The sequence below is a fragment of the Xylophilus sp. ASV27 genome (assembly GCF_016428875.1).
In the GTDB taxonomy this organism is placed as follows: Bacteria; Pseudomonadota; Gammaproteobacteria; order Burkholderiales; family Burkholderiaceae_C; genus Xylophilus.
In genome coordinates, this window is record NZ_JAELTO010000310.1 from 1 (window position 1) to 391 (window position 391).

The 391-nt window shown below is 70.6% G+C and carries 1 pseudogene; it reads left to right on the plus strand.

The annotated features are described in order from the left end of the window. Window positions 1-206: 206 nt before the first annotated feature. Window positions 207-391, plus strand: a pseudogene (locus JHD63_RS23050) (hypothetical protein); the annotation flags it as partial.

The following is a 391-nucleotide window of genomic DNA, read 5'->3' on the forward strand; positions in this document are numbered from 1 at the left end:
CCCCCCCCCCCCCCCCCCCCCCCCCCCCCCCCCCCCCCCCCCCCCCCCCCCCCCCCCCCCCCCTATCCACCCCCCCCCCGCCCCCCGAGATATACACTAGGTTCTCTTCGTCGGCAGCGTCAGATGTGTATAAGAGACAGATTAATGACTGACTGGTTAGTAATCTAGTGAAGCCGCCCGGGGCTGTCGAGTCGCCAACCCCGACAATGCGCGGGTGCCACACTCCCCCGCCCCCCCCCCCAACCACAACCCGGTCGCATAAAAACAAAAACCAGCCCACCACAACCGACAGGAAAAAAGGGAAGACGAATACGGCATGTAAACAAGGGGGGGGGGGGGGGGGGGGGGGGGGGGGGGGGGGGGGGGGGGGGGGGGGGGGGGGGGGGGGGGG